The sequence below is a fragment of the Micromonospora sp. NPDC051925 genome, from assembly GCF_044548625.1.
Lineage (GTDB): Bacteria > Actinomycetota > Actinomycetes > Mycobacteriales > Micromonosporaceae > Micromonospora.
On the sequence record NZ_JBIUCH010000016.1, the window covers coordinates 114,867 to 139,589 of the forward strand.

At 72.6% G+C, this 24,723-nt stretch carries 23 protein-coding genes and 2 pseudogenes; 7 read left to right on the forward strand and 18 right to left on the reverse strand.

Features of this window, described 5'->3' with window-relative positions; translation table 11 throughout:
* The first annotated feature begins 196 nt into the window (after positions 1 to 196).
* Complete coding sequence (locus ACIG87_RS22105) at positions 197 to 1,927, forward strand: chromosome partitioning protein (RefSeq protein ID WP_396852920.1); 1,731 nt, start codon at positions 197 to 199, stop codon at positions 1,925 to 1,927.
* A 158-nt stretch (positions 1,928 to 2,085) separates the two neighbouring features.
* Here ACIG87_RS22105 and ACIG87_RS22110 read toward each other — a convergent pair whose 3' ends face one another.
* Positions 2,086 to 2,514, reverse strand: a complete 429-nt coding sequence (locus ACIG87_RS22110; RefSeq protein ID WP_396852805.1) for a DUF3151 domain-containing protein — start codon at positions 2,512 to 2,514, stop codon at positions 2,086 to 2,088.
* A gap of 350 nt (positions 2,515 to 2,864) precedes the next feature.
* On the opposite strand from ACIG87_RS22110, the gene ACIG87_RS22115 reads away from it, so the two are divergent.
* The gene (locus tag ACIG87_RS22115; protein ID WP_396852807.1) at positions 2,865 to 4,070 is read left to right on the forward strand and encodes an LOG family protein; all 1,206 of its coding nucleotides are present in this window, start codon (positions 2,865 to 2,867) and stop codon (positions 4,068 to 4,070) included.
* Between the two features lie 89 nt (positions 4,071 to 4,159).
* On the opposite strand, the gene fbaA is transcribed toward ACIG87_RS22115, so the two are convergent.
* Both fbaA and ACIG87_RS22125 read right to left on the reverse strand, forming a co-directional pair.
* Entirely contained in the window at positions 4,160 to 5,182 is a 1,023-nt protein-coding gene (gene fbaA, locus ACIG87_RS22120; RefSeq protein ID WP_396852809.1) for a class II fructose-bisphosphate aldolase, read from the reverse strand.
* A 143-nt stretch (positions 5,183 to 5,325) separates the two neighbouring features.
* A complete protein-coding gene (locus tag ACIG87_RS22125) occupies positions 5,326 to 5,709 on the reverse strand; it encodes a phage holin family protein (RefSeq protein ID WP_396852810.1) in 384 nt (127 codons plus the stop codon).
* A 123-nt stretch (positions 5,710 to 5,832) separates the two neighbouring features.
* Here ACIG87_RS22125 and ACIG87_RS22130 point away from each other — a divergent pair, with 123 nt between their 5' ends.
* Entirely contained in the window at positions 5,833 to 6,045 is a 213-nt protein-coding gene (locus ACIG87_RS22130; protein WP_396852811.1) for a hypothetical protein, read from the forward strand.
* 30 nt (positions 6,046 to 6,075) lie between these two features.
* Here ACIG87_RS22130 and ACIG87_RS22135 read toward each other — a convergent pair whose 3' ends face one another.
* The gene (locus ACIG87_RS22135) at positions 6,076 to 7,128 is read right to left on the reverse strand and encodes an LCP family protein (protein ID WP_396852813.1); all 1,053 of its coding nucleotides are present in this window, start codon (positions 7,126 to 7,128) and stop codon (positions 6,076 to 6,078) included.
* A complete protein-coding gene (locus tag ACIG87_RS22140) occupies positions 7,128 to 7,610 on the reverse strand; it encodes a SigE family RNA polymerase sigma factor (protein ID WP_396852815.1) in 483 nt (160 codons plus the stop codon). The genes ACIG87_RS22135 and ACIG87_RS22140 overlap by 1 nt, the downstream gene beginning before the upstream one ends.
* Positions 7,611 to 7,787: 177 nt before the next feature.
* Between ACIG87_RS22140 and ACIG87_RS22145 the strand changes: the two genes are divergently transcribed.
* The 4 genes and pseudogenes from ACIG87_RS22145 to ACIG87_RS22160 form a co-directional block, all read left to right on the forward strand.
* Positions 7,788 to 9,314: an LPXTG cell wall anchor domain-containing protein gene (locus tag ACIG87_RS22145; protein ID WP_396852817.1), complete on the forward strand. Its 1,527-nt coding sequence runs from the start codon at positions 7,788 to 7,790 to the stop codon at positions 9,312 to 9,314.
* 105 nt (positions 9,315 to 9,419) lie between these two features.
* On the forward strand, positions 9,420 to 10,970 hold the full coding sequence (locus ACIG87_RS22150; RefSeq protein ID WP_396852819.1) for a 3' terminal RNA ribose 2'-O-methyltransferase Hen1: 1,551 nt from the start codon (positions 9,420 to 9,422) through the stop codon (positions 10,968 to 10,970).
* On the forward strand, positions 10,967 to 13,480 hold the full coding sequence (locus ACIG87_RS22155; RefSeq protein ID WP_396852820.1) for a polynucleotide kinase-phosphatase: 2,514 nt from the start codon (positions 10,967 to 10,969) through the stop codon (positions 13,478 to 13,480). Before ACIG87_RS22150 ends, ACIG87_RS22155 begins: the two co-directional genes overlap by 4 nt.
* 109 nt (positions 13,481 to 13,589) lie before the next feature.
* Positions 13,590 to 14,369: pseudogene (locus ACIG87_RS22160) on the forward strand (DedA family protein); the annotation flags it as partial.
* A 382-nt stretch (positions 14,370 to 14,751) separates the two neighbouring features.
* On the opposite strand, the gene ACIG87_RS22165 reads toward ACIG87_RS22160, so the two are convergent.
* The 13 genes and pseudogenes from ACIG87_RS22165 to ACIG87_RS22225 form a co-directional block, all read right to left on the reverse strand.
* Positions 14,752 to 15,129, reverse strand: a complete 378-nt coding sequence (locus ACIG87_RS22165) for a helix-turn-helix transcriptional regulator (protein ID WP_007454255.1) — start codon at positions 15,127 to 15,129, stop codon at positions 14,752 to 14,754.
* A gap of 57 nt (positions 15,130 to 15,186) precedes the next feature.
* Entirely contained in the window at positions 15,187 to 15,726 is a 540-nt protein-coding gene (pyrE, locus tag ACIG87_RS22170; RefSeq protein ID WP_088641922.1) for an orotate phosphoribosyltransferase, read from the reverse strand.
* Positions 15,727 to 15,893: 167 nt separating this feature from the next.
* Positions 15,894 to 16,703: an SDR family NAD(P)-dependent oxidoreductase gene (locus tag ACIG87_RS22175; RefSeq protein ID WP_396852822.1), complete on the reverse strand. Its 810-nt coding sequence runs from the start codon at positions 16,701 to 16,703 to the stop codon at positions 15,894 to 15,896.
* 9 nt (positions 16,704 to 16,712) lie between these two features.
* The gene (locus ACIG87_RS22180; protein WP_396852824.1) at positions 16,713 to 17,408 is read right to left on the reverse strand and encodes a hypothetical protein; all 696 of its coding nucleotides are present in this window, start codon (positions 17,406 to 17,408) and stop codon (positions 16,713 to 16,715) included.
* A gap of 73 nt (positions 17,409 to 17,481) precedes the next feature.
* Positions 17,482 to 18,372 carry a hypothetical protein gene (locus tag ACIG87_RS22185; protein WP_396852826.1) on the reverse strand — a complete coding sequence of 297 codons (891 nt, stop codon included), beginning with the start codon at positions 18,370 to 18,372 and terminating at the stop codon, positions 17,482 to 17,484.
* 134 nt (positions 18,373 to 18,506) lie between these two features.
* A complete protein-coding gene (locus ACIG87_RS22190) occupies positions 18,507 to 19,490 on the reverse strand; it encodes a hypothetical protein (protein WP_396852922.1) in 984 nt (327 codons plus the stop codon).
* 34 nt (positions 19,491 to 19,524) lie between these two features.
* Positions 19,525 to 21,117 (reverse strand): polyamine aminopropyltransferase, encoded by a 1,593-nt coding sequence (locus ACIG87_RS22195; RefSeq protein ID WP_396852828.1) that lies wholly within the window; start codon positions 21,115 to 21,117, stop codon positions 19,525 to 19,527.
* Complete coding sequence (locus ACIG87_RS22200) at positions 21,114 to 21,890, reverse strand: hypothetical protein (RefSeq protein WP_396852829.1); 777 nt, start codon at positions 21,888 to 21,890, stop codon at positions 21,114 to 21,116. Before ACIG87_RS22200 ends, ACIG87_RS22195 begins: the two co-directional genes overlap by 4 nt.
* Positions 21,890 to 22,312 carry a DUF350 domain-containing protein gene (locus ACIG87_RS22205; protein WP_396852831.1) on the reverse strand — a complete coding sequence of 141 codons (423 nt, stop codon included), beginning with the start codon at positions 22,310 to 22,312 and terminating at the stop codon, positions 21,890 to 21,892. The genes ACIG87_RS22200 and ACIG87_RS22205 overlap by 1 nt, the downstream gene beginning before the upstream one ends.
* Positions 22,313 to 22,351: 39 nt before the next feature.
* Positions 22,352 to 22,777 carry a DUF4247 domain-containing protein gene (locus ACIG87_RS22210; RefSeq protein WP_396852832.1) on the reverse strand — a complete coding sequence of 142 codons (426 nt, stop codon included), beginning with the start codon at positions 22,775 to 22,777 and terminating at the stop codon, positions 22,352 to 22,354.
* A gap of 125 nt (positions 22,778 to 22,902) precedes the next feature.
* Positions 22,903 to 23,490, reverse strand: a pseudogene (locus ACIG87_RS22215) (DUF2617 family protein); the annotation flags it as partial.
* Positions 23,491 to 23,492: 2 nt separating this feature from the next.
* The gene (locus ACIG87_RS22220; protein WP_396852834.1) at positions 23,493 to 24,119 is read right to left on the reverse strand and encodes a DUF4178 domain-containing protein; all 627 of its coding nucleotides are present in this window, start codon (positions 24,117 to 24,119) and stop codon (positions 23,493 to 23,495) included.
* Positions 24,120 to 24,337: 218 nt separating this feature from the next.
* Complete coding sequence (locus ACIG87_RS22225; RefSeq protein WP_396852835.1) at positions 24,338 to 24,721, reverse strand: hypothetical protein; 384 nt, start codon at positions 24,719 to 24,721, stop codon at positions 24,338 to 24,340.
* Positions 24,722 to 24,723 lie beyond the last annotated feature (2 nt).

Here is a 24,723-nt window from a genome sequence, read left to right on the forward strand (position 1 = left end):
GGGGGCGGGGCGGGGCCAGTCCGGCCCAGTGGATCTCGATCTGCCCTTCACCCTGGACCCGTCGCTCGCCGGGCCGACGTCGCAGCCGGCCGTACCCGGTCGAGCGCCCGACCAGTCGACACACACGAACCCGCCGACCACTCCGGACGGCTCCACCCACCCCGCCACACCGACCCAGCCGAGCAACGGGAACGTCATGGCCGACGGGAGTGACCCGGCCGATCTGGATCTTGGAGGTCTCTCGCCCCTCCAGGGGCCGACTTACTCCAAGATCCACCGGGCTGGCCCGGAAGACCGGAACGGTGGGAAGGGTCAGGCTGGCCCGGAGGACCGGACCCGAGGGAAGGACCAGGCTGGCCCGGACGACCGGACCCGTGAGGAGGGGCGGGCTGGCCCGGGTGAACCGGGCGCGGTGGTGGTGCCTGCGCAGCCCACAGGGCGGGGCGAGTCACCCTGGGCGCTGCCGCCCCAGCGATTCTCGGGTGGAGCCGAGGAAATGGGCGGAACGCCGTTCCCGTCAAACTCGCCGCCGCTCCGCACCGAAACCGGATCAACCGGATTCGGACTTACCGGCCCCGAAGCACATCACCCCGGACCGATGGACCACGGACCGATGGACTCCGGCCCGATGGACCCCGGACCAACCACACCGGCACCGACCGGCCCCGGACCAACCACACCGGGACCGGTGCCACCCGGACCAGCGCCGACCGGGTCGATGCGGACCGGACCAGCGCAGCCCGGACCAGCGCAGCCCGGACCAGTGCAGCCTGGACCAGTGCAGCCTGGACCAGTGCAGCCTGGACCGGTGCCGACTGGACCGGTGCAGCCTCAACCAACGCAGGCCGGACCAGTGCAGCCCGGACAGCAGTCGCCGGGCGGCTGGCACCGACCCTCCTGGCCGGAGCAGCCGGCCCCGGTCGGGACGCCCGTACCGGCCTATCCCGATCCGGCGGCCCTGGCCGGCTACCCGGATCTGGGGTGGTCGCCGGAGAGTGGGTACGCGCCAACCGCCGAGGACTTCGCCCGCCGCCGGCAGGTCCGGCCGGCCGATCCGATCGCCACGATGGGCGTTCGAGCCGTGGTCAACAAGATCGGCCTGGTGAAGCTCCCGCCGGGGCAGCACGAGCAGGAGGTCAAGCGGGACATCGAGATGGTCCGCCGCAACTTCGGCGGGCTGCGCCAGGTGACCGTGGTCAATCCCAAGGGTGGCGCCGGGAAGACGGTGGCCATCCTGCTGCTCGCGATGACCTTCGGGCAGAAGCGCGGCGGGTACGTCCTGGCCTGGGACAACAACGAGACCCAGGGCACCCTGGGGATGCGGGCGCAGCAGGACTTCCACTCCCGTACGGTCCGGGACATGCTGCGTGACCTCGGGCAGTTCCAGGGTCCGCACGGGCGGATCGGTGACCTGTCGCAGTACGTCCGCTCGCAGGGCGAGGGGATGTTCGACGTGCTCGCGTCGGACGAGTCGGCCACCGGGGGCGAGATGCTGACGGCGGCGGCGTTCGCCGAAATCCGCGAGGTGGTGAGCCGGTTCTACAAGCTGATCTTCGTGGACACCGGGAACAACGTCCGGGCACAGAACTGGCAGGCCGCGATGGATGCCACCGACCAGTTGCTGGTCACCATGTCGGCCCGTAACGACTCGGCGGAGACGGCCGCCCGGATGCTCGACCACCTGGAGCAGAGCGGTCGGCAGCGGCTCGTCCGGCAGGCGGTGACGGTGGTGTCCATGCCGCCGTCCCGCAAGGAGATCGACCTGCCGGCCATCCAGGAACACTTCGCCGCCCGGACCAGGGCGGTGCTGCTCGCGCCGTACGAGCGGCTGATCGACACCGGCGAGCCGATCCGGTACGGCGGGCTCTCCTCGGCCAGCCGGGAGGCCTGGCTGAAGATCGCCGCAGCGGTGGCCGAGGGACTCTGACCGTTCCGACGCCGGACAGCCGCCGACGGTTCGACCGGCAGCTGTCGGCTCGGACGGCCAGCCACCGACGGTTCGACCGGCGGCTTTCGCCGACGGGCCGGTCGGTGGAGGCGACCGATGGCCGGCCCGACGGGTGGCGGGCCGGCCATCGCACGAGGTCAGGCGCTGGCGAGGGCGTCCCCGGCCGCCGGGTCGCAGTCGCGGAGGAACTGGGCGCACCGGGCCGCCTCGTCGGCCTCGCCGATCTCACCGGCGGCCCGGGACAGGATGTAGAGGCACCGGAGGAAGCCCTCGTTCGGGGCGTGCGACCACGGGACCGGGCCGTGCCCCTTCCAGCCGCTGCGCCGCAGCTGGTCCAGGCCACGGTGGTAGCCGGTGCGGGCGTACGCGTACGCGGGGACGACCTGTCCGGCGTCGAAGGCCCGGGTGGCCAGCGCCGCCCAGGCCGCGCTGTGGGTGGGGAAACGGGCCGCGACCTCGGCGTACGCCTCGTCGGTGCCCTGCTCGGCGGCGGCGGCCAGAGCCGCGTCCGCCTCTTCGTGGGCGGGCAGGAGGGTGGCCGGAGGCTCAGGCAACAGGTTCTGCATCGCCCCATTCAACCCGCTTCGCCCTGCGAGGCGCGAGGGGGTCGGGTGGGTACGCTGGCTGAACGGTGGAGGTCTACGTCACGCCTGGTCCCCACCGGGTGAACCCTCGGCCGCCCGTACCGACCCTGCGGCCCCACCGGCGGACCTCGCGGCTCGGATGGCCCACCCCAGCGGCCCCACCGGCCGACCCTGCGGCCCATGCCGCCCGGAGATCTTTTCCACTACAACTATTGGTCCGGAGCCTCCCCAGGACCCGGTTACGCAGGAGCCCGGCGGCCTCGGTCGCCGGGCTCCTGTCGTCCCCACCCCTGCTGGTGCGCCCGGTGGCGCGGTGGGGGCAGGATGGCGGAGTGCCGACCCCACCTCCCGCAGACGTCATCGCGCCACACGACACCAGCCACGACGAGATCGAGACCCGGGCCGAGTTCGACCGGCACCTGGCCGCCGGCAGCCTGGCCGGGCTGACCGTGCAGGGGCTCCGCCTCGACCTCGACCCGGTTCCCGACCTGACCGCCGCCGAGGTGGCCGGCACCCTCTTCGTGGGCTGCCGGTTCGCCGGCCGGGAGGTCGGCGCCGACCTGGTCCGGCGCGGGGCGAACGTGGTGCCGCCCTTCTCCGGCCTGCCGTACCCGACCCAGCCGGCCCACCTGTACACCCCGGAGGACCTCGCCGCCGGGTTCGCCGACACCGGCTTCGCCGGCATGTACGACACCCGGGTGTACGACCACTTCCGGGCCCACGGTGGCGCGCTGCCCGACGTGAAGGAGGCGCTCGGCCAGCGGCTGCACGATCACGGTGTGGACAACGCCCTGGCCGACGCGGTCCGGACCTGGCTGTCCACCCACGGGCCGCAGTCGGTGGTGGGGGTGATGGGCGGGCACGCGGTGCCGCGCGGCAGCGTGCCGTACCGGATGGCGGCGGTGCTGGGCTGGGAGCTGGCACGGGCCGACCGGCTGGTGGTGACCGGTGGCGGCCCCGGAGTGATGGAGGCGGCCAACCTGGGCGCGTTCCTGTCGGCCTGGCCGGCGCAGGAGCTGAACACCGCGATCGACCTGCTGGCCGTGGCCCCCGACTTCACCGACCACGACCGGTACACGGCCGCCGCGCTGACAGTCCGGGAGCGTTACGCCGCCGCCGTCCCGCAGCAGCGCGCGCCCGGCCTGGACTGGGCCCGCTCCGGCGGGCTGGCCATCCCCACCTGGCTGTACGGGCACGAACCGGCGAACCTGTTCGCCGGCCGGATCGCCAAGTACTTCTCCAACGCCATCCGGGAGGACACCATTCTGCGGCTGGCCCGGGGTGGGATCGTCTTCGCGCCCGGCCGGGCCGGCACCGTGCAGGAGGTGTTCCAGGCGGCGACGAAGACGTACTACGGCACGGACGGGGCGAGCGGGGCGTACGTCTTCCTGGACCGGGCGTACTGGACCCGGGAGTTGCCGATCGAGTCGCTGCTGCGTCCGCTGTTCGCCGGGTCGCCGTTCGGTGACCTGTCCGGCAGCATCCACCTCACCGACGACGTCCGCGAGGCCGTCCGGGTGCTCACCGCGATCGCCTGACACCGTCCCGGCCACCCGTCGTGGTCGGGACGGAACGGCGACGGCCGGCCCCCGCGCTGGGGAGCCGGCCGTCGACGGGGTACGGAGCGTCACTTCATCCGGGTGCCGGTGGAGCGCAGGTGCTCGCACGCCTCGACGACCCGGGCGGCGAGGCCGGCCTCGGCCAGCTTGCCCCAGGCGCGCGGGTCGTACTGCTTCTTGTTGCCGACCTCGCCGTCGATCTTGAGCACGCCGTCGTAGTTGCGCAGCATGTGGTCGACGACGGGCCGGGTGAAGGCGTACTGGGTGTCGGTGTCGATGTTCATCTTCACCACGCCGTAGTCGAGCGCCTCCCGGATCTCCTCCAGCAGCGAGCCGGAGCCACCGTGGAAGACCAGGCTGAGCGGCTTGTCCTTGCCGTACTTGGCGCCGACCGCCTCCTGGATCTGGTTGAGGATCTCGGGGCGGAGCTTGACGTTGCCCGGCTTGTAGACGCCGTGCACGTTGCCGAAGGTCAGCGCCGCCATGTAGCGGCCCTTCTCGCCCAGGCCGAGCGCCTCGACCATGGCCAGGCCGTCCTCGACCGTGGTGTAGAGCTTGTCGTTGATGGCGTTCTCGACGCCGTCCTCCTCGCCGCCGACGACGCCGACCTCGATCTCAAGGACGATCTTGCCCTTGGCGGCCTCGTCGAGCAGCTGGGCGGCGATCTTCAGGTTCTCCGCCACCGGCACGGCCGAGCCGTCCCACATGTGCGACTGGAACAGCGGCTCCTGACCGTTGCGGACCCGCTCCTGGGAGATGGCCATCAGCGGCCGGACGAACCCGTCCAGCTTGTCCTTCGGGCAGTGGTCGGTGTGCAGCGCCACGTTGACCGGGTACTTCTTGGCCACCTCGTGCGCGTACGCGGCGAACGCCACCGCGCCGGTCACCATGTCCTTGACGGACGGCCCGGACAGGTACTCCGCGCCACCGGTGGAGACCTGGATGATGCCGTCGCTCTCCGCGTCGGCGAAGCCCTTCAGCGCCGCGTTCAGGGTCTGCGACGAGGTCACGTTGATCGCGGGGTACGCGTACCGGCCGGCCTTGGCCCGGTCCAGCATCTCCGCGTAAGCCTCGGGGGAAGCGATGGGCATGTGAAGGCTCCTTACTTACCGCTCTCGGCCGCGCTGGCCGCTGTCTTCCATGGGTGCGCCGGACCGCGCTGTCCACCGTCGGCAGTATCCCGTAGGAGGCGGCGGCGGGCGCAACCGCCCCGGTGACCGTCCACCGGTCGGCCTCACCGGGTCTCCCGACGGTCCGGCACGGCGACGCTGATCAGCCAGGTCACCACGGCCATCACGATGGCCCCCCAGAAGGCGGCCCAGAACCCGTCCACCCGGAACGGCAGGTCGACCGCGCGCGCGATCCGGTCGGTCAGCAGGAACAGCAACGCGTTCACCACCAGCGCGAACAACCCGAGGGTGAGCAGGTAGAACACGCAGCCCACCACCTTGATCACCGGCTTGAGCACCGCGTTGACCACGCCGAAGATCAACGCCACCACGAGCAGGGTGAGCGCGGTGTTCGCGCCGTTGCGACCGGAGACGTCGACCCCCGGCACGATCAGCGTGGTGACCCACAGCGCGATCGCCGTGATCAGCAATCGGATCAGGAAGCCCACGCCCCCATCCTGGCACCGCCCGGCCTCCCCGGTGGGCGTTCCCGCGTTCCCGCGCCCACCGGGCGACCTACCCCACCAGCCCGTACGGTGGGGTAGGTATGCCGCCGGAACCAGGGAGGGACGATGGGTCAGCCCGACGAGGACTTCACTCCGAGCGACCACCTCGACCCGGAGGATCGCGACCCGGAGGCCGAACCGGCCGACGCGGTCGAGCAGGCGGCCGTGATCGGCCCCGACGAGACCGACGCCGAGCCGCACCGGGGCCTGGAGGTCGACGACTGGGACGCGATGGAGCAGGCCCGGGTGGTCACCGCCGACGAGGACGACTACCGCTGACGGCCCGCGCCGGGGGCTGGCCCCGGCTCGTCACCGCAGCGGGGTCACCTGGTCGGGGTGCTCCGCCACCCAGCGACCCAGCCGGTCCTCCCGCAGCGCGGCCAGCATGTCCGGGTCCGTCCGCACCGACCGCTCCCCAGCTGTGGGTACGCCGACCGGCAGGCTGATCCCGACCGGTTCGGTGCTACCCAGCTCGGGCACCACCCGCAGCAGCGTGGACAGCGATGTGCCGGCGACGGCGACCCTCGGGCCGATGTTGCTCCACAGCCGGGCCAGCCGCACCGGATCGGTCAGCACACCCTGTTCGCCGGCCCGACGGATCAGCCCGGCGACGACGAGTTGGGTGATGCGCTCCTGGTCGAGGCTGTCGTCGGGCAGGCCCCGCCGCTGGCGGAGCAACTCCACCGAGGCGGTGCCGTCGAGGCGTTGACAGCCGGCCGGGAAGACCCGGGAGCTGTGCACCGACCGGACCGCACCGGGCAGGCAGACGTCCACCCCGTCGAGCGCGTCGGTCAGCTCGCCCAGCACCGGGTAGTCGAGCACCACTCCCGCGTCCGGGCGTACGCCGGTCAGCCCGGTGACGATGCGACTGGTCAGCTCCCAGCCGCGCCCCAGGTCGGGGCGGCTGGTGCCGGTGCCGTGCGGGGAGGCGGAGTCCGCCTCGTCGACACCGAACCCGGGAATCGACACCCGCAGGTCGCGGGGCAGTGACACCAGGTACGGCCGGCTGCGGTCGGCGGGGAAGTGCACCAGCAGCACCGAGTCGGCCCGCCGGGCCTGCTCGCCGGCACCACCGTCGAGCCCCACCAGCAGCACGTTCATCGCCCGGCGCGGCAGGGTGTCCGGGGTGCCGACGGTCAGCGCGCCGGTGACGGCCCGGTCCCCCGGGACGGGCAGCAACTGGGGTGCCGCGACACCGAGCAGGCCCAGCACGGCCAGCGCGGTCGCGCCGACCCTGAGTCGACGCCGCCGACGCCGTCGACGCAGCACCATCCGGTCGATGGCCGCGCGCAGCGGACCGACCGGCGGGGCCAGCGCCTCGTGCCGGGTGAAGACGTCACGCAGTTCCTTCTCGACGGTCATCAGCAGACCTCCACGTGTTCGGCGCGCAGGGTGGCCAGCGCCCGGGAGATGGACGAGCGGACGGTGCCGACGGCACAGCCGAGGATCTCGGCGATCTCCGCGTCGGGCAGGTCCTCGTAGTAGCGGAGCACCAGACTGGCCCGTTGCCGGCGGGGCAGCCGGTCCAGCCAGGCCCAGACCTGGTCACGCTCCACGGTGTCCTGGGCATGGTCGGCCGACACCGGCACGGACTCCTCCGGCTCGCCGCGCAGCAGCACCCGGCGCATCCAGGAGCCGCGCCGCCAGTCGACGTACTGGTTGGTGAGCATCCGGCGGACGTACCGCTCCGGGGAGTCCGCCCGGGAGACCCGCCGCCAGTTCAGTTGGACCCGGACCATGGTGTCCTGCACCAGATCCTGCGCCTGGTGCGGGTCGCCGGTGAGCATGACGGCGTACCGCAGCAGCGCGGCCAGCCGCGAGTCGGCGAAATCCTCGTACGTCACTGCACCTCCCGGTGTCCCGCCTCTGATGACGGAGACGGCCGACCGGAACGTTGCAGTGGAGCCGGTCAACCTTTCGGCTCGTCTTCCGGTCCGACACCGGACCGGGGCAGCCGCGGTCGCCGTCTGGTCCCTAAGCTCCGTTGGCTCCACTGGACATCCCCCGGGAGGAATCTGGTCATGTTCCACCAATCCACCCAGCGCTGGCTCGCCGGCTTGGGCGTCGCGGGTGCGCTCGTGGCCGCCGCCCCGGCCCCCGCCCACGCGTCCATCCCGCTGGAGATCCTCACCTGGGATGTCCTGGTTGCTCCAGGCCACACGGTGCACAACTCGATCGCCGTGAACGGCCCCGGTGAGGAGGATCCGCCGAAGACGACCCTGGACATCGACTTCTCGCAGGTCGACGCCGTCGCCTCCTTCGAACTCGCCACCTCGGACTGGGCCTGCGTACCGGTCGCCAAGGGGCTGCACTGCGAGTACACGGCCGACGAGCACGGCGTGCCGAGCCTGGACTACCGGCTCACCGGCAGGTCGGACGCGAAGCCCGGCACGGAGGCGAAGCTGGCGGTGAGGGCCAGCAACGGCAGCCGGACCGCCAGCGCGGACGTGACGGTCACCGTGGCCGAGGGCGTGGACCTGCGGTCCGAGCCGGAGGCCGAGCTGGACATCCTCCCGGGCGCCACTGCCGGCCTCCCCGCCGATGCGGTCCGCAACGTCGGCGACCACACCGCGCACGGGGCGGTGCTCCGCCTCCAGGCCGACTACCTGAGCCCGGACGTCGGCAACTTCCGCAACTGCGAGTACCTCGCCAACCGCGTCACCATCTGCACCTTCGACACCGACCTGGAGCCGGGCCGGAGCTACCGGCTCGCCACGAAGCTCCCGGTCACCCTGGACAAGAGCGCCCGGTCCGGCAGCAGGATCGAGAACTACGTCGACTGGTGGACCAGGGACGACTGGGCGCTGGTCGTCGACGACCCCAGTTCCCCGCTCCCGCCGGGCAAGCCGGGCACCGGTGGGAAACTGGAGCTGGTCGAGGTGCGAGCGGCCCGCCAGGCGTCCGTCCCGCAGACCGACGTGGACCGGGGAAACAACTTCACCGTCGTCAACCTGGTCGTCGGCGGCGACAACACGGCCGACATGACCGCCGACGGTGCGAGCGTCACCGGGAAGGTGGGCGACCGGGTCGAGGTGCGGGTCGGCACGACCAACCTGGGTCCGGCCACCGTGGAGACGTGGCGGCTCAGCGGACCGTTCGTGACGGTGGAGATCCCGAAGGGCACCGAGGCGGTCGAGGTCTCCGAGGAGTGCGCCCCGTACGACAAGGACGACGAGGATTCGTGGAACCCGCGGGAGCACGGCGGTGAGCCGGGGGCGGACCACTACGGCTGCGTCGCCGCCGGCGACCCGGAGGCGGGGGTGAGTCTGTCGTACCCCTTCACCCTGCGGATCGACAAGCTGGACGGGGAGACCTCGGGCACGGTCGCCACCGACCTGGACGGTGACCCGAACCCCGCCAACGACCGGGCCGCGATCGTCGTCAAGGCCGGTGCTTCCGGGCCGGGTGGGGTCGGCGGCGGTGACGGTGGCACCCTGCCGATCACCGGCCAGTCCGTCGCCCTGATCGCCGGTGTCGGCGGTCTGCTGGTCGCGGCGGGCGTCGCCGGCTTCGTGGTGACCCGCCGCCGGACCCGTTTCACGGCCTGACCGCACTCCCCACCACTGCCGCCCCGCCGACCCCCGTGGTCGGCGGGGCGGCGCAGCCGGGAAAACCGGACGACGCCTGATCGAGCATCCTGGAAACATGGGCCCGTGCTGCTCACCCTGACCACCACCCACCGGCCGGCGACCGATCTCGGCTACCTGCTGGTCAAGCATCCCGACCGGGTGCACGAGTTCGACCTGCCGGCGGGCACCGCGCACGTCTTCTACCCGGAGGCGACGGATCAGCGGTGCACCGCCGCCCTGCTGGTCGAGGTCGACCCGCAGCGGCTCGGGGTGGGTCGGGGACGACGGGGGAAGGCGGCGGCCACCCCGGAGAGCTTCACCCTCGGGCAGTACGTCAACGACCGCGCCTATGCCGCGTCCAGCTTGCTCTCCTCCGCGCTGTCCACGGTGTTCCGCTCCGCGCTGCGCGGGGTGTCCCGGGACCGACCGGAACTGGCCGGCGAGGCGATCCCGCTGACGGTACGGGTGCCGGTGCTGCGCTGTCGGGGCGGGGCGGAGCTGGCCGTCCGGATGTTCGCCCCGCTCGGCTGGACGGTCGCCGCCGACCCGGTCCCGCTCGACGAGCAGCACCCCGAATGGGGTGACAGCCGGTACGTCGACCTGTCCCTGACCGGCACGGTCCGGCTCGCCGACGCCCTCAACCACCTGTACGTCCTGCTCCCGGTGCTCGACGACGCCAAGCACTACTGGGTCGCCCCGGACGAGATCGACAAGCTGCTGCGCGCCGGGGTGGGCTGGCTCGCCGACCACCCGGACCGGGCGCTGATCACCCGCCGCTACCTGGCGCACCGCCGGGCACTGGCCGGCCAGGCGTTGTCCCGCCTGGCCGAGCTGCGGCTGGCCGACGTGCCCGCCCCGGACGACAGCGTCGACGAGCCGACCGGCCGGGAGGACGGCGGCGCGTCGGACGTCCACCGGGTGGACGGCGTCACACAGGACGGCAGCACCCTGGCCGCCGGCCCCGACCCCCGGCGGGCGTCGCTGGCGGTACGGCGACGTGAGGCGGTGCTCGCCGCGCTCGCGGCCAGCGGGGCGGCCCGGGTGCTGGACCTGGGCTGCGGTGGCGGCGCGCTGCTCACCGCCCTGGTCGCCGACCGGCGGTACACCGAGGTGGTCGGCGCGGACGTCTCCGCCCAGGCGCTGACCGTGGCCGCCCGCCGGCTGCGACTGGACCGGTTGCCCCAGCGGCAGCAGGACCGGGTCCGGCTGTGGCAGTCCGCGCTGACCTACCGGGACGACCGGCTGCGCGGCTACGACGCGGCGGTGCTGATGGAGGTCGTCGAGCACCTGGACCCGTCCCGGCTGCCCGCGTTGGAGGATGCCGTGCTGGGTCACGCCCGGCCGGGCACCGTCGTGGTGACCACCCCGAACGCCGAGTACAACGTGCGTTACGAGGGGCTACCGGCGGGCGGGTTCCGGCATGCCGACCACCGGTTCGAGTGGACCCGCGCCGAGTTCGCCGAGTGGGTCGACCGGGTGGCCGCCAGCTACGGCTACACCGCCGCGATCAGCGGGGTCGGCGACGACGATCCCGAGGTGGGCCGCCCCACCCAACTGGCCGTCCTCACGGCCGTCGGGAAGGCACCCGCCAGCGTGCGGGGCACGGTCGTGGGTACGAAGGAGACGGACCGGTGACCATCCTCGACGTTCCCGAACTCGCCCTGGTGGCACTGGTCGGCGTCTCCGGCTCGGGCAAGTCCACCTTCGCCGCCCGGCACTTCGCCCCCAGCCAGGTGCTCGCCTCGGACGCCTTCCGGGCGATGGTCGCCGACGACGAGAACGACCAGTCCGCCTCGGCCGACGCGTTCGAGGCGCTGCACCACGTGGCGGGGGTCCGGCTGCGTCGGGGCCGGCTCACCGTGGTCGACGCGACGAACCTCCAGCCGCACGCCCGCGCCGGGCTGGTCCGGGTCGCCCGGGAGCACGACGTGCTGCCGGTGGCGATCGTGCTGGACGTGCCGGAGGCGCTGGCCTGGGAGCGGACCCAGGCTCGCGCCGACCGGACGCACGGCCGGCAGGTGCTGGCCCGGATGCAGCGCGACCTGCGCCGGTCGTACGGGCAGTTGGCCCGGGAGGGGTTCCGCAAGGTGCACGTGCTGCGGGGTGTCGAAGAGATCGACGCGGCGCAGATCCGCCTGGAGAAGCTGTTCAACGACCGGCGGGAGCTGACGGGGCCGTTCGACATCGTCGGTGACGTGCACGGCTGCCGGGCGGAGTTGGAGGCGCTGCTGGTGCGGCTGGGCTTCGTGCTGCGCCACGACGACGCGGGTCGCCCGGTGGACGCGGCGCACCCGGCTGGTCGTACCGCCGTCTTCGTGGGTGACCTGGTGGACCGCGGCCCGGACTCCCCCGGCGTGCTGCGCCTGGTGATGGGCATGGTGGCGGCCGGGCACGCGATCTGCGTGCCCGGCAACCACGAACAGAAGCTGCTGCGCAGGCTGCGGGGCCGGGACGTGCGGCTCACCCACGGCCTGGCGGAGACGATGGCCCAGCTCGACGCGGAGGACCCGGCGTTCGTGGCCGAGGTGGCGACCTTCGTCGACGGCCTGGTCAGCCACTTCGTGCTCGACGGCGGCCGGCTGGTGGTGGCGCACGCCGGGCTGAAGGAGGCGTACCAGGGGCGGGCGTCCGGACGGGTGCGGTCGTTCGCGCTGTACGGGGAGACCACCGGCGAGACCGACGAGTACGGCCTGCCGGTGCGCTACCCGTGGGCGCGCGACTACCGGGGCTCGGCCATGGTCGTGTACGGGCACACGCCGACCCCGGAGCCGGAGTGGGTGAACAACACCATCTGCGTCGACACCGGCTGTGTCTTCGGCGGGCAGCTCACCGCGCTGCGCTACCCGGAGAAGGAGCTGGTCTCGGTCGACGCGCAGCGGGAGTGGTACGCCCCGGCCCGGCCGCTGGACCGCGTGCCGACCCGCCCGGACACCGTGCTCGACCTGGCCGACGTGACCGGGCGACGGCACCTCGAACACGGCTACGGGACGCTGACCGTGCCGGCGGAGAACGCCGCCGCCGCGCTGGAGGTGATGAGCCGGTTCGCGGTGGACCCGGGTCGGTTGGTCTGGTTGCCGCCCACCATGGCGCCCTGCTCGACGTCGACCGTCGAGGGCTTCCTGGAGCACCCGGCGCAGGCGTTCGAGGACTACCGGGCGGCCGGTGTGGCGCGGGTGGTGTGCCAGGAGAAGCACATGGGTTCCCGCGCGGTGGTGCTGGTGGAACGGGAGCCCGGCCCGTTCGGCGGCGGGGTGGTGCACACCCGTACCGGCCGGCCGTTCTTCGGCGAGCCGCTCGACGGGGAGTTGCTGGACCGGGTCCGGGCGGCGGTCACCACGGCCGGCCTCTGGGCCGAGCTGGGCACCGACCGGCTGCTGCTGGACTGTGAACTGCTGCCCTGGTCGGCGAAGGCGGACGGGCTGATCCGCAGCCAGTACGCCGGCGTCGGGGCGGCCGGCCGGGCGGCGCTGCCGGCGGCGCTCACCGCGCTGGACGCGGCAGCGGCCCGGGGCCTGCCGGTGGACGCGCTGCGGGACCGGATGACGGCCCGCCGGGCGGAGGTGGAGGGCTACTCGACGGCCTACCGGGCGTACGTGGCACCCACCGAAGGGCTGCGCGGGGTGACCCTGGCCCCGTTCGCGGTGCTGGCCGGGGCGAAGGTGACCTTCACCGACCGGGATCACGGTTGGCACCTGGCGCTGGCCGACCGACTCTGCGCGGCGGACCCGGAGCTGTTCACCCCGACCCGACGGCAGGTGGTGGAGCTGGCCGACGCCTCGGCGGTGGCGGCGGCCACCGACTGGTGGCTGGCGCTGACCGGGGACGGCGGTGAGGGGATGGTGGTCAAGCCGTACGCCGGCCCGGCCGCCCGGTCGGCGCGGGGCTCGCTGCTCCAGCCGGGGATCAAGTGCCGGGGCCGGGAGTACCTGCGGATCATCTACGGCCCCGGCTACACCGACCCCGCCCAACTCGCCGCGCTGCGTCGCCGGTCGCTGGGCCGCAAGCGGGGCCTGGCGCTGCGCGAACACGCCCTCGGCCTGGCCGCCCTGGACGCGTACGCCGCCGATGCCCCGCTGTGGCGTCGGCACCAACTGGTCTTCGCGATCCTGGCCTGCGAGTCGGAGCCGGTCGACCCCCGGCTCTGACCGGCCGGCCGGCGGGCTGGCGGGCTGGCGGGTGGCCGGGGGCGGGGAGTGGGATACGGACGGAAAGGGCGCGTGCCGCGACCGGCGGTTCACGGGCTCGGTATGGTGTGTGGCCGTGGACACAGGTGAGAAGACGCGGGTGGTCGCCGAGACGGTCGCGCTGAATCCGCTCGACCCCAAGGATCTGCTCCAGACCTTCGGTCTGATCGGCGTGTGGGTGATCCTCTTCGCCGAGACCGGCCTGCTGGTGGGCTTCTTCTTCCCCGGCGACTCACTGCTCTTCCTGGCCGGGGTCGCCGCCTCGCCGGTGGCCGACGCGATCTTCGGCAGCGGCACCCGGCTCTCCCTGGCCGGGCTGCTGGTCGGCGGGCCGCTCTGCGCGATCGCCGGCGCACAGCTCGGGCACTGGCTCGGCGCCCGGTACGGCCGGCGGATGTTCGACCGCCCCAACTCCCGGCTCTTCAAGAAGGAGTACGTGGAGAAGGCGGAGTTCTACTTCCAGAAGTTCGGCCCGGCCAAGGCCGTGGTGCTGGCGCGGTTCATCCCGATCGTGCGGACGTTCCTCAACCCGGTGGCGGGTGTGCTCGGCATGCCCGCGAAGCAGTTCTTCCTCTGGAACGTCGTCGGCGCGATCCTCTGGGTGGACGGCATCCTGCTGATCGGTTACCTGCTCGCCGACCAGATCTACAGCGCCATCGGCGACAAGATCGACAGGTACATCCTGCCGGTGGTCGCGCTGATCATCCTGATCTCGGTGCTGCCGATCTTCTTCGAGTTCCTCCGGGACCGCAAGGCGCGCCGGCGCGGTGAGGCCGTCGCCGTCATCGCCGCCGCGAGCGCGGTGGGCGCGGTGGACGCCGTCCGGGACGCCGTCGAGCACCACCACGACCAGCCACCGCAGCCGTACGGGGCGCAGTCCGGGCAGCCCCACGCCGGCCAGCAGCCGTACGGCGGGGCGCAGCAGCAGCCCTACGGCGGCCAGCAGCCCGACCGGCCCTACGGCCGCGACCAGCAGTTCCCGCCGCAGACCTACGGACAGCAGCAGCCCCCGCAGGACGGTGGGCGGTATCCGGAGCACGGTCAGGGCCGCTGACCGGCGGACGACGAACGGCCGGCCCTCGGGGAGAGAGCCGGCCGTTGCGTGCACGTACGCCACCGCGGGCACGGTGGTGGATCAGCAAACTGACCGGTGACGGACAGCCGTCACCATCCGATGACGCCACCCCTGGTACGCCATCGGACGTCGCCCCTGGCCGGGACGACGGGTGCAGTCAGCGGGCCTTCTTGGTGGCCCGCTTGCGCGGCGGCGTGAGGAGGTCGGCGATCGTGGCGATCGCCGACGGCACCAGCCGGTAGTAGGCCCACACACCACGCTTCTCCCGCTCCAGCAAGCCGGCCTCGGTGAGGATGCGGAGGTGGTGGCTGACCGTCGGCTGCGAGAGGCCGAGCGGCGCGGTGAGGTCACACACGCACGCTTCGCCCTCGGGCGCCGACTGGATCAGGCTGAGCAGCCGCAACCGGGCGGGGTCGGCGAGGGCCTTGAGGACCCCCGCCAGCCGCTCGGCATCGGCGCGTTCGATCGGCTCGCCGGCAAGCGGCGAGATCTGAGGCATGGTCATTTCAGCCAACGCAGTTCCCACGTATTCCATCCTTCCACCAACAGCATCGATCCGCCTGCATATCAGCAGATCCGAATCGGCAAATTTTTACGCCACAAGGCCGAGGTCAGCCAACGTATAGGCCGCCCGATACGGCAGTCCGGCGGCTCGTACCACGTCGCTGGCGCCTCGATCAACAATAACCGCCACGCCCACGACCTCCGCCCCGGCCTCGCGTAGAGCTTCGACGGCCGTCAACACACTGCCGCCCGTCGTCGAGGTGTCCTCCACCGCCAGTACCCGCCGGCCGGCCACCTCAGGACCCTCGATCCGCCGTTGGAGACCATGCGCCTTGCCGGCCTTGCGGACCACAAAGGCGTCCAGGGGTCGATCGGTCTCCGCAGCGGCGTGCAACATCGAGATGCCGATCGGATCGGCACCCAGGGTCAGTCCACCCACCGCGTCGTAATTCCAGTCGGCGGTCAACTCGCGCATCACCCGACCGACCAGGGGAGCCGCCCGGTGATGGAGAGTCACGCGACGCAGATCGACGTACCACTCCGCCTCCCGCCCCGAGGAGAGCACGACCCGGCCATGGACCACAGCCAGGTCAGTGATGAATTTACGCAGGTCGTCGTGGTCCCCCATGGCGATAGAGGGTACTGCGCAAGTCTGGGCGTCGTGTGTGCGGCCCACCCGGGTCAGCCACGCGAGCGACCGATGACTGGCGATGGACGGCTACGCTGCGCGACCACACCGGCAGAATTCTGGTGCGATACCGGGCCGCCGGCACGCCGAACAGCACCGACGACCACTCACTTTCCAGTGGGGTCGACCTGCCCCCGCCGGTCCCGGAAGGCACCGCGCAACAGTCGACGCGGGACGTGCCGCAGGCTCGCCACGGCCAGCTTGTACTTCCAGTCAGGAACGCTTACCGATTTGCCTTTCCGCAGGTCACGAAGGGCTTCGGCGACCACATCGTCGGCCTGCAGCCAGATCCAACGAGGCATGCCGGACATGTCGATGCCGGTGCGCTCGTGGTAGCCGGTGCGGGTGTAGCCAGGGCAGAGCGCCATCACGTGCACGCCCGACGCGCGTGCCGACTGCCCGATCGACTCGCTGAAACTGGTGACCCACGCCTTGCTGGCCGGATAGGTGGAGCCCGGCATCACCGGGCCGAACCCGGCAACCGAAGAGACATTTATCACTGCCCCATCGCCCCGTTCGACCATTGGCCCGAGCGCCGCGAGAGTCAGTCGCAGCACCGCATGGACATTCAACCGGAGCAATTGAGTCTCGTCGGCGACGCTGGATCGCAGAAACGGCCGGCTGAGGCTGAGCCCGGCATTGTTGACCAACAGGTGCACCGGATCGCCCGTGGCGAGTCGCCGTTCCACCCGGGCACAACCGTCGTCGGTGGACAGATCGGCCGGGATGACCTCCACCCGGTTGCCGTACCGACCGGTCAACTCGGCGGCGGTCGTGTCGAGCCGGGTGGCGTCCCGGGCCACCAGGATCAGGTCCCAGCCTTCGGCGGCGAGCTGCCGGGCGAACGCCGCCCCGATCCCGGCGGTGGCACCGGTGATCAACGCGCGGCGGCCCGGAGCCGGTCGGTCGGCGGTCACGGCTGCTCCTCAGCGGGGCGGCGGCACCGGCGGGACGGCACCGTGCGGCAGGTCGAGCGCGGGCGGGACGGCACCGTGGGGCAGGTCGAGCGCGGGCGGGACGGCACCGTGGGGAAACGCGGGAGCGGGCGGCACCGACCGGCGCGCACCGAACCAGGTGTTCGCCGACGGCAGGGCCAGCAGCACGGCCACCACAAGGTAGCCGAGCGCCTGGGCCGCCGAAACCCCCGCGTTCACCGGGATCCACCAGGACGGGTAGGCGTCGCCGAGCGTGCCGAACAGGTCGGCCACGCCCTGGTCACCGGTGCCCAACCGCAACGGTCTGGCCCGCTGGCCGACCAGCGCGACCAGTGCGCACCCGCCGGCGAGCAGACCCAGCCCGCAGACCGCCCAGACGCCGATCCTGGCCGCCCGACGCCGGGCGAGCAGCCCGCCGGCGAGGCCGACCAGCAGCAACCCCACCAGCACCGTCACCATCGCCGCGCCGATCGTGGTGAGCCGCAGCAGCCGGACCACGCCGTCGACGTCGCCCGGGTTGGCGGCGGTGCCGGTGGCGGCGGCCCGGAACCGGTCGACCGTGCCGCCCAGGGCGAGCAGGGTGGCCACGGCGTACGCCCCGGCGGCGAGCGCCATCAGCCCGAGCAGCGCCGCCGCCGTGGTGACGGTCACCGGCCGGCGGGCCGGCACCTGATCCGGGTACGACACGACGATTCCCTCCGGTAGGCGTCGGTGTGCAACCTACTCGGAGGGAATCGTCGGTGTCGCTGTTACGCGCCCGTCAGCTGCCGGCGGGGCGCTGCGGGTCGTCCGGTCCGCTGCCGCCTCCGGCGGGCCGGTCCGGTTCCCCACCCGACGGCGGGGTGGCCGGCGGCTGCCAGGACGAGCCGTCGGACGGCTGCGGCTGGTCCGGAGCGCCCGGGGTGGACGCCGGACCGGCCGCCGACGGGTAGCCGGACTGACCCGGAGCCGACGACTGGCCGGGAACACCGGGCTGACCCGGGCCACCGGGCTGCGGGTAGCCAGGCGCGCTCGGGTAGCCGGGGGTACCCGGGTAACCCGGGGCGGGCGGGTAGGCGGCACCGGGAACCGGCGGCTCCCAGCCCGTCTTGGGCTTGCGGAAGAACTCGTTGGACTGCGGCAGGGCGAGCAGGATCAGCGCCGCCAGCAGGGCGAGCAGGCTGAGCACACCGAGCAGGGTGCTGGTCGGGTTGTACCAGGAGGGCAACACGGCGTTCATGCTGCGCTCCAACTCCTCGGCGCTCGGCGCGTCCCCGGAGGTGGACCCGGTGGAGCCGCTGAAACCTGCGGCGCCGTTGACCAGCCCACCGCCGACGCAGCAGACCATGATGCCGCCGACCACCCAGGTGGCGATCCGGCTGCCGTTCTTGCCCCGGTTGTTGAACACCGCCAGGACCACGAGGGCGAGCGCGATCAGCAACAGGACTACGGACGCGCCGACGGTGAAGACCACCAGGGCGGTGCCGAGCCCTTCGACCTCGCTCGCGGTCCCCCGGAACGCGTCCTCGAACGCCTGCCGGAGCTTGCCGCTGATCGAGAGGGTCAGGATCAGACTGATCAACTGGAGCGCCGCGAAGAGCATCACCAGATAGCTGGAGAGTGTCACGAGGCCCGGACGGGTCCGGGCGGGCGTGCTGTGGGAATCGACCATGATTCTCCTTCCTAGATACCGCAACCACGGTAACGTCCACGGTCCCGTCACACCGGGTGCGACAGAGCCCTACCCTGCCGTGGACCTGCCGAATCACCCCGTACGGACCCGCCTACGGGCCGGCGGCGGCCGGGTCAGGACTCCCGGACCAGCCGGCGGTGTTCGGCGGTCACCACGGCGAGCAGGAGCAGATCCACCGCGAGCGCGGTCACCGCGTCGAACTGGTTGACCGTGAAGTTGAAGATCTGCCCGAACAGCAGATCGACCAGGAGGGCCAGCTTGAACAGGCGAAACGCGGCCAGCCGGTCGGGCCGGAGCAGGAACGCCGCACGAATGCTCAGCACGGCGGCGACCAGCGCCGAGGCGGACACCCCGAGCACCGCGCCCCACTCCCCGGCCTGGTCCAGCTCACCGGTCACCCCCTCGGTCACCACCCCCACCACCGTCGCCACCGGCTCGACGACCAGGTAGACCACCACCAGGGAGATCACCCACCGCCGGGCGGTCAGCCGGACCAGCGCGGCCCGCAGCCGGGCCACCCAGGGCTGCCAGAAGCGCTGTGGTGGGGGTTCCCGGCGGGGCACCACGTCGAGCAGCTCGGACACCGCCGACTCGACCTCCGGGCCGGCGCCCCGGACCATCCGCAGGGTGGCCACCCGCCGCCGGTCGGTGAGCCCCTGGCCGACGCCGCCGACGATCACGTCCAACGCGTTCGCCACCCGTTCGCCCGGGGTCAGTCGCAGCCGGTCGCGCAGCGCCTGGGTGATGACCACCAGCAGGGCGAAGACGGCGTAGATGATCCCGGCGGCCGGTCGGTAGAAGTAGTCGGTGCCGGCGGTGACGAACTTGCCGACCTCGTCGATGAAGAGCCCGAAGCCGATCCCGGCGAGCACCGCGCCGGCCATCCGGGCGGTCCCGCCGAGGAAGACCAGCGCGACGCCCAGTCCGACGGTCATCAGCAGGCCGCCCCAGAGCACATGGGCGATGTGCAGACCGCCGCCGCCGAGCTGCGGGTAACCGGTCGCCCGGAGGAAGGCCCGGGTTACCAGCACCGTCGCCACCCCGGAGAGGACGAACGCCTGGAGGTACGCCGCAGCGTCCACCGCACGCGGTGGCAGCCGGCGGCGGGACGACGGTGACACCTGTCCGACGCTAATAGCCGCGCCACTCACTCCGGGCGTAGTCGAGCACCCTGGGCCGCAACAGGGTGGAGGCGGGCACGTCCAGGCGGCCCCGGTCGGCGGGGAAGGCCGCCGCCGCCCGCAGCACCGCCGGGTCGAGGAACCGCAGCCGGGGCGCGTCGGCCGGTAGTTCCAGCACCGGCGGGGTGCCGCCCGGCGCGGCGAGCACGAATCCCCAGTCACCGAACGACGGCACGTCCACGTGGTACGGCACGGTGGAGAAGCCGGCCTCGCGTACCGACGCCTCGATCGACCAGTACGACCGGGGCGCGAAGTACGGCGACCCGGACTGCACCACCAACCGGCCCTCCTCGGCCAGCACCGAGCGGATCAGCGCGTAGAACTCGACGGTGTAGAGCTTGGCGGTGGCCGTCTCGTCGGGGTCGGGCAGGTCGGCGACGACCACGTCGAAGCGTTCGGTGGCGGTACGCAGCCACCCGAACGCGTCGGTGTTCAGCACCCGCACCCGGGGGTCGTCGAGCGAGCCGCCGTTGAGGGCGCGCAGCTGCGGCTCGGAGCGGGCCAGCGCCACCACCGCCGGGTCGAGGTCGACCACTGTCACCCGGCGGACGTCCGGATAGCGCAGGATCTCCCGCACGGCGAGGCCGTCGCCGGCCCCGAGGACCAGCACCTCACCGCGCGGGCCGCGCATCGCCGGATGCACAAGCGCCTCGTGGTAGCGGTACTCGTCGATCGAGCTGAACTGGAGGTCCCCGTTGAGGAACAACCGCAGGTCGGTGTCGGGATGGCCGACCTCGCGCACCGACCGGGTCAGCACGATCTCCTGGTAGCGGGAGCGTTCGGCGTGCACCACCGGATCCCGGTAGAGCTGCTGCCGGGTGGTCACCTCGAAGTCGGCGGCGGTCACCCAGGCGTACCCCAGGCAGAGGGCGACGACGACGGAGCCGGCGCCCAGGACGAGCCGGGCCCGGCGGCTGAGGTCGGCGCGGAACACCGTGCAGACCAGGGCGAGGCCGGCGACCGCGTTCACCGCGCCGACCACCAGGGCACCCTTGAGCTGGCCGAAGACCGGGATCAGCAGGAACGGGAAGGCGAGCCCGCCGAGCAGCGCGCCGACGTAGTCGGCGGCGAACAGGTCGGCGACCGCACTGCCGGCGGCCTGCTCACGGATGCGTTGCAGCATCACCATCAGCAGCGGGATCTCCGCGCCGATCAGCAGCCCGAGCACGAACGCGGTGCCGACCAGCGCCGGGCCGTACAGGTCGAGCCAGGCGAAGGCGGCGTAGAGGCCGAGCACCGACAGGCCGCCGAGCAGGGCGAGGGTCAGCTCGATCACCGCGAACGCGGCAGCGGCCCGGGGCTGCAACGGCTTGGCGACCAGCGCGCCGATCCCCATCGCGAAGACCATCACGCCGAGCACGATCGACGCCTGCCCGACCGTGTCACCGATCAGGTAGCTGCCGAGCGCGACCAGGGCCAGTTCGTACACCAGGCCGCAGGCGGCGCAGACGAAGACCGCGACCAGCACCGCCGCGCGGGCCAGCCGCCAGCGGGGCCGGGCGGTCGGGCCGCCGTCGACCGGCACCGACGTCTCGGCGGTCACGGCTTGCCCCGGGTACGTCCGGCGGAGGCCGCCGCGCGCTGCCGGCCACGCTGCACGAACCCGACGGTGAGCAGCAGCGCGGCGGCCAGCAGCAGACCGGCGGTGGCGAGCAGTGTGCCCCAGCGGTCCCGCCAGAAGTCGCTCCCGGCGTCCGGCAGCGGAGCCGCCGTCGCGTCGGGATCGGCGGGCGGGGTGGCGGCGGGCGGGGCGACACCGGCCTCGGCGACCAGCAGCGGCAACGCCACGGCGGCCCGGCAGACCGCCCAGCCCGGGTCGTCGATGAACACGTCGTCTTCCAGGCCGAACCGGGTCAGCCCGGCCTGCACCGAGGCCAGGTCGGCGGCGGCGAGGTCGGGCGAGCCGGCCACGCTGACGTACGCCGAGTCTTCGCTCTCGCTGCTCTCCGAGGTGTAGTTGATCCGGGCCCGGACCTCCACCCAACGCGGGCAGCGGGCGTCCTCGCCCACCGGCACCCCGTCACCGAGGTTCGAGCCGACGCTGACCGCCGAGTCGTACGACTCCTCCAGCCGCCAGCCGTAGCAGATGCCCTGGCTGGCGGTGGCCTGGGCGAGAATCGGCACGGTGTCGGCGCGCTCGTCGGCCGCTGGCGCGGGGACGGTCGTGCCGCCGGAGTCCTGATTGAAGATGCTGCTTCCCACACAGCACAGCACCAGGCCGAGGGAAATCGACCCCACCCAGACGACCGCGCTCTGCTTCGCCTTCGCCGGCTGCTTCGCCGTGGTCTGCCGGGCCGGCTGCCTCGCCGTGGTCATCAGCTGATGGCGGCGGCGATGATCGCGCCGGTGGCGAGGTGCACCACCGCCGACACCCAGACCGCCGGGTGTGGCTGCGGGTCGACCAGCAGCTCGCCCAGCTTGCCCGGGGTCAACGCGTCGAGCAGCACGAACGCCAACGCCATGATCACCAGCCCGACGATCCCGTACGCGCCGGCACCGACCAGGCCGAGCACGAAGTCGTCCTCGCTGGCGGCGATCGCGGCGACCACGATGGTGCCGACGCCGGCCAGGTTCGAGGCGAGCAGCAGCGCCGCGTTGCGGTTGCGTTCGATCCAGATCTGCTCGTGGAGCTTGCCCGGGGTGGCCACGTCGACCAGCACGTAGCCGACGGCCATCAGGGCGACGCCGACCACCCCGTAGGCGAGGGTGACCAGCAGATCGGTGACCAGGTTCTGCACAGCGGGCTCCAGGGTTCGTTCGGTCGGGGTTGGTACGGGCTACTTGCCGGTGCCGGGGCCGCCACCGCGTACCGTGCTGCCCCGCCCCCAGCCCCAGTGGCTGCCCACCGTCGAGTGGTAACGCGGGTACGCGGTCCGCATCCGCTCCAGCAGGATCACCGAGCCGGCGGCGATCGGCAGGATCACCAGCGAGTCGTCGTCATAGCGCAGGTAGACGCCGCTGCCGTCGACGTACTGGTCGGCCGGCTTCCAGGCGCCGGTGATGTCCTGCGCGACCTGGCTCGGGGTCCGGTTCGAGGTGTACGCGACGGCGTCCCGCCCGATGTCCCGGCTCGCCGCCCGGGTGTAGCGGTCCTCGATGTAACCGCGGGGCGAGAAGTTGCCGTAGAAGATCGCGAAGGCGGCGACCAGCGCGCCGATGACCGCCAGGGCCACCCCCGCCACGATCCAGCGTCGGTACGTCACAGCGTTGCCTCCGTTCGCGACTGCGGGGCTCGCAAACCCGGCTCACTCCTCACGCTCACCAGCGTTGCCTCCGTTCGCGACTGCGGGGCTCGCAAACCCGGCTCACTCCTCACGCTCACCAGTGCCACCACCGTCTCGGTCAGGACCAGTTCGTTGGTCTGGGGGTACGCGTGCCAGGTGCGCCAGCCGATCGACCCGTCCGGCAGATCAGGGCGCACCGCCAGTGCGGTGACCGCGTCCGGATCCCCGGGAAAGACCCCGACCAGGGCGTACGGGTCATCGGCCAGTTCGGCGCGGAGCGTGGCGATCCGGTCGTGCAGCTCGCCGCCGACCGGGCGCAGCACGGCAGCGGTGAACCGGTAGCCGCCCGCCTCGTCGTGCAGGCTGCCGGGCAGGTGCGGCGGCCGACCGGGTAGACAGGCGACCGTCTCGATGAGCGCATCCCCACCGGTGATCCCGGCGCTGCCGTCGGTGACGGCCCCACTGGCCGGACCGGCGCTGTCGCCGGTGATCGCCCCGCTGGCGGGGGCGCTGTCGTCGGAGGTGGTGAGGACGACCTGGTGGGAGGCACCGAGCAGGCGCAGCCGGAGCCGGATGCCGCCGGGCAGCGTCAGGTCACGGACGTGCAGCGCGGGCAGTTCCGGGCCACCGAGCGCCAGACTCAGGTCGGCGGCGCAGGTGTCGACGTACGGGGTGTCCAGGCCGATCAGCACGATCAGCTCACCTCCGGCCCGGCCTGCGGGTACACCATCACGTCGGCGCGGTGCAGCCGCTCGCCCCGGCCCACCTCCCAGCCGGCTTCCCCGTACGCCTCGAAGGAGAGCCGCTCGTCGCCCTGGCCGCGGTAGTCGTGGTAGCGGACCGTGCCGTGCGGGTCGAGGCCGGTGCTGCCGGTGGCCGAGTAGCGGGCCTGGCCGGACTCCTCCCACGAGTAGCGGCGGCCGGCGAAGTCGAGGGTGGGTGCGCCCGGGGTGATCGTCGCGGCCGGCTCGGCCGTCCAGAGCACCAACTCGAGGTCGGGGTCCTCCTCGACGGAGAGCCAGCGCTTGTCTCCCTCGACGGTGTCCAGCAGGTGCTCGGCCCAGCTCCAACCGCCCTCGACCAGGTGCACCGAGCCACGGACCGCGTACGACACCTGGCGGATCTCGACGATGTCGCCGGGCTTGAGTTTGCGGGGGTCACCGCGCAGGGCGTCGGCGTCGGTGTCCCGGAACGGGTCCTTGGCTGTCGTCGACCGGGCCGGCTTGCGGCTCCGACGCAGGGCCACCACCGCCACCACGATCCCGGCGACCCCGATCAGACATCCCAGGGCCGTCACCACGTACGCCACGGAACCGTTCACCCCGACCACCTCCCCAAGTGCGTCGGCGGAGACGGTAACAACCCCGCGCACCTCGCGCACCTGGGGAAACTCAACCACTGTTGAGTGATCGATCAGTCACCGAGAGTGCCCCCCGGGGTTCGGCGGGCAGTTCGTCCGGGAAGTGGCGAAGTCGGCGGGCGGACGTGACCTTGCGGCGGGTCGGCCGTCGGCCCGGTGCGTCCGACCGATGGCCCGGTTCAGCGGGCGGACAACCGGTCGTCGGCGTACCCGCGCAGGGTGGCGGGGCCCATCACGCAGCCGCTGAAGGTGGTGAACTCGCCGTCGTCGTCGCGCAGCGCCGTCCAGGCGTCCCGGGCCGCCGCCGGGTCGACCCGCTCCAGCAGCGTCGCCGCGTACGCCCGCCCGGCCGGCGAGCCGTGCCGTAGCAGCCAGTCGACCTGCTCGCGGGCCTGCTCGGGACGCGCCGCGAACGCCTCCTCGACCCGCCGGTACGCCTCGGTCACCGGCAGCAGCGTGCCGGCGAACCCCACCCCGCCGAAGGCGACGGTGTCCGCACCGGCGAGTTCCCGCACGGCGGCGTCCAACTCCGGATCCCCGCTCTGCTTCCTCATCCCGAACATGC